At 59.3% G+C, this 3,242-nt stretch carries 3 protein-coding genes; 1 reads left to right on the top strand and 2 read right to left on the bottom strand.

Annotated features, from left to right (window positions below; all coding sequences use genetic code 11):
* Nucleotides 1-130: 130 nt before the first annotated feature.
* On the bottom strand, nucleotides 131-700 hold the full coding sequence (locus QMX98_RS33430; RefSeq protein WP_010464533.1) for a lipocalin family protein: 570 nt from the start codon (nucleotides 698-700) through the stop codon (nucleotides 131-133).
* Between the two features lie 31 nt (nucleotides 701-731).
* Entirely contained in the window at nucleotides 732-986 is a 255-nt protein-coding gene (locus QMX98_RS33425) for a hypothetical protein (protein WP_010464535.1), read from the bottom strand.
* A gap of 285 nt (nucleotides 987-1,271) precedes the next feature.
* Between QMX98_RS33425 and QMX98_RS33420 the strand changes: the two genes are divergently transcribed.
* Nucleotides 1,272-3,164 (top strand): methyl-accepting chemotaxis protein, encoded by a 1,893-nt coding sequence (locus tag QMX98_RS33420; protein WP_153269234.1) that lies wholly within the window; start codon nucleotides 1,272-1,274, stop codon nucleotides 3,162-3,164.
* Nucleotides 3,165-3,242: the final 78 nt, after the last annotated feature.

The raw sequence follows: 3,242 nt of genomic DNA, 5'->3' as shown, positions 1-3,242 counted from the left end.
TCCTGGGCTGACACAAACGAAATGTGGGAGCGAGCCTGCTGGCGACAGGGCGATCAAATTCAACAGAAGTGTTGACTGATACTCCGCTATCGCGAGCAGGCTCGCTCCCACATTTGTTCTTTACTAGCCGTCAGTTCGAGGTCTTGGCCATCTGCGTATCCGACGCGCGCCAGATCAGCCGCGTAGTGTCGTAGCCTTGCTGACGCGCCTTGCTCAGCAGTTCTTCACGCACTACACCGTTGACCGTCGGCGTGCGCGACAGCAGCCACAGGTACTTGCGGCTCGGGTCACCGACGATGGCGGTCTTGTAATCGTCGCTGACGTAAAGCACCCAGTATTCCCCCTTCGCCACACCTGGCAGCAAGCGCGAGAACCAGGTATCGAACTCGACCCACAACTTGTCGGTCTTGCCCGGCACTTGTGGATAAGCCGTGCCCTTGGCCTCTTCCCATTGCCAGTCCGCCGTCAGGCAGCGGTTCAGCACCTGCACCTTGCCGTCAGGATTGAGCGTGTAATGGGCTTCGGATTGTGCGCAGTTGCGTTGGAAATACATCGGCAGGCGGGCCAACTCGTACCAGGTGCCCTGGTATTTCTTGAGATTGACGCTGTTGACGGTTTTCGGCGCCAACGGATCTGTGCCAGAAGTGGCGCAGCCGGCCAATACCAGGCCGGCAAAAAGGAGTATCAATAACCGCTTCATTGTTTTTCTCCCGTGGGCGCGTAGCCCCGGATTACTTCAGGCCTTGGCCGGAAAACATCAGTACTTTGTCACCGGCATACTGCACGCTGATAAAGCTGTTCTTGTCACCCCAGGTGCAACTGGACATGCCGAGCGCGCCCGAGCAATCAGTGGCTTTACCCAACAAGGCTTCAACCTCTGCCTTGGGCATGCCGGCCGACAGTTTCGAATAGTTTTCCTGATTGACCTTGCTGCATGCGGCCAACAACACGCAGAACGAGAGCAGGGCGATAGAACGCAGCGACATGGTGTAGCTCCTGGTGCGAGGGGGGAATGGCATGGCTGCCAAGCAGAAGCTTAGAAGAGAAAACCCCCATCTGGTTCCCCGACCGCCCGGCTATTTATCGGGCCGCTCGTCTGCCTTTTTTCGAAAAATCAGCAACTTTCCTGCGCCGCTGAGTATTTCATCGGTTTTCGCAAAAACACGCCTAATCTTTGGCGCTGGCCAGTCGACATAGAAGCAGCGCAAAGCCCTCGACTGTGGCAAATTGACGCCCCCTCGCTGACCAGCCCCTCCGCGGTAGTGCACTTAATGACCAGAAACATGAAATTCAGCCACAAGATCCTGCTGGCAGCCGCCCTCGTGGTCGCTGTTGCGTTTGCCTGCTTCATCCTGTTCAACGACTACCGTCAGCGCCAGACCTTGCGCAGCAGTACCGAATCCTCGATGCAGGAACTCGGCAGCCTGACCACCCGCAACATCCAGACCTGGCTGGAAAGCCGCATCCAGTTGCTGCAATCGTTGTCCCAGCAGATCACAGTGGACGGCAGCACACCCGCCAGCCTCAAACGCGCCATCGACTTGCCGGCCTACACCGGCAACTTCCAGCTGAGCTACTTCGGTGGCACTGACGGCGTGATGTTCTCGATCCCGGCGGGCAATCGTGCGGCAGACTACGATCCTCGCGCACGTGGCTGGTACAAGGCGGCCAACAGCGCGCAACAGACCATCGTCACCGAACCGTACATCGCCGCCTCGTCCGGCAAACTGGTGATCACCGTGGCCACGCCGGTGCAGCATCAGAGCCAGATGATCGGCGTTGCCGGTGCGGACATCGACCTGTCGAGCGTCAGCGCAATCATCAACTCGCTGAACTTCGGCGGTCACGGCCACGCGTTCATCGTCAGCGCCGACGGCAAGATCCTGATCCACCCGGACAGCAAACTGGTGCTCAAGAGCCTCGCCGAGGCCTACCCGAACGGCGCACCAAAAGTCAGCCCGGGCATGAAAGAAGTCGAGCTCGACGGCAAGACCCAGTTCATTTCCTTTACCCACGTCAACGGTGTGCCCTCGGCCGACTGGTACGTGGCGCTGGTGCTGGACCAGGACACCGCGTTCTCGATGCTCAGCGAATTCCGTACCTCGGCGATCATTGCCATGGTCATCGCCGTAGTCATCATCATCGCGTTGCTGGGCATGTTGATCAGCTTTCTGATGCAGCCGCTGCTGACCATGGGCCGCGCCATGCATGACATCGCCGAAGGCGAAGGTGACCTGACCAAACGCCTGACCATCCACGGCCACGATGAATTCGGTGCCTTGGGCACCTCGTTCAACCGCTTCGTGGAACGTATTCACACCTCGATCCGCGAAGTGTCCTCGGCCACCGGCCAGGTCAACGAAGTCGCCTTGCGTGTGGTTGCCGCGTCGAACTCGTCAATGTTCAATTCCGATCAGCAAGCCTCGCGCACCAGCAGCGTGGCTGCAGCGATCAACGAACTGGGCGCTGCTGCACAGGAAATCGCCCAGAACGCCGCCCTCGCCTCCCAGCATTCGAGCGATGCCCGCGCGTTGGCCGAAGAAGGTCAGCAAGTGGTGGATAAAACCATCGCGGCGATGCAGCAGCTCTCGGCGAAGATCAGCGATTCGTGCGGCAACATCGAAACGCTCAATAGCAACACCGTGAACATCGGGCAGATTCTGGAAGTGATCACCAGCATCTCGCAGCAGACCAATTTGCTGGCATTGAACGCCGCCATCGAAGCTGCCCGTGCCGGTGAAGCCGGACGTGGTTTTGCCGTGGTTGCGGACGAAGTGCGCAACCTCGCCCATCGCACTCAGGATTCGGCGCAGCAAGTGCAAAAGATGATCGAGGAACTGCAAGTCGGCGCCCGGGAAGCGGTGAGTACCATGACCGACAGCCAGCGCCAGAGCGAAAGCAGCGTCGGCATCGCCAACCAGGCCGGTGAGCGTCTGGGCAGCGTGACCCAGCGTATTGGGGAGATCGACGGCATGAACCAGTCCGTGGCGACTGCGACTGAAGAGCAGACCGCTGTGGTGGAGTCGATCAATGTCGACATTACCGAGATCAATACGCTGAACCAGGAAGGGGTGGAGAACTTGCAGTCGACGTTGCGTGCATGTGCGGACCTTGAGCAGCAGGCGGCACGGTTGAAGCAGTTGGTGGGCAGCTTCCGGATTTAAGCGGCTTTCACTGGCCCCATCGCCAGCAGGCTGGCTCCCACAGGGGATTGTGAACGACACAAACCCAATGTGGGAGCC

It is taken from the genome of Pseudomonas sp. PS02303, from assembly GCF_029959925.1.
GTDB lineage: Bacteria > Pseudomonadota > Gammaproteobacteria > Pseudomonadales > Pseudomonadaceae > Aquipseudomonas > Aquipseudomonas mandelii.
Note: the sequence above shows the minus strand (reverse complement) of the source record. Positions and strands in the feature narration are given on the sequence as shown.

Bases quoted from the DNA above. Each gene is read 5' to 3' on its own strand.
- QMX98_RS33430 (WP_010464533.1), bottom strand. From the start codon at position 700: ATGAAGCGGTTATTGATACTCCTTTTTGCCGGCCTGGTATTGGCCGGC.
- QMX98_RS33425 (WP_010464535.1), bottom strand. From the start codon at position 986: ATGTCGCTGCGTTCTATCGCCCTGCTCTCGTTCTGCGTGTTGTTGGCC.
- QMX98_RS33420 (WP_153269234.1), top strand. From the start codon at position 1,272: ATGACCAGAAACATGAAATTCAGCCACAAGATCCTGCTGGCAGCCGCC.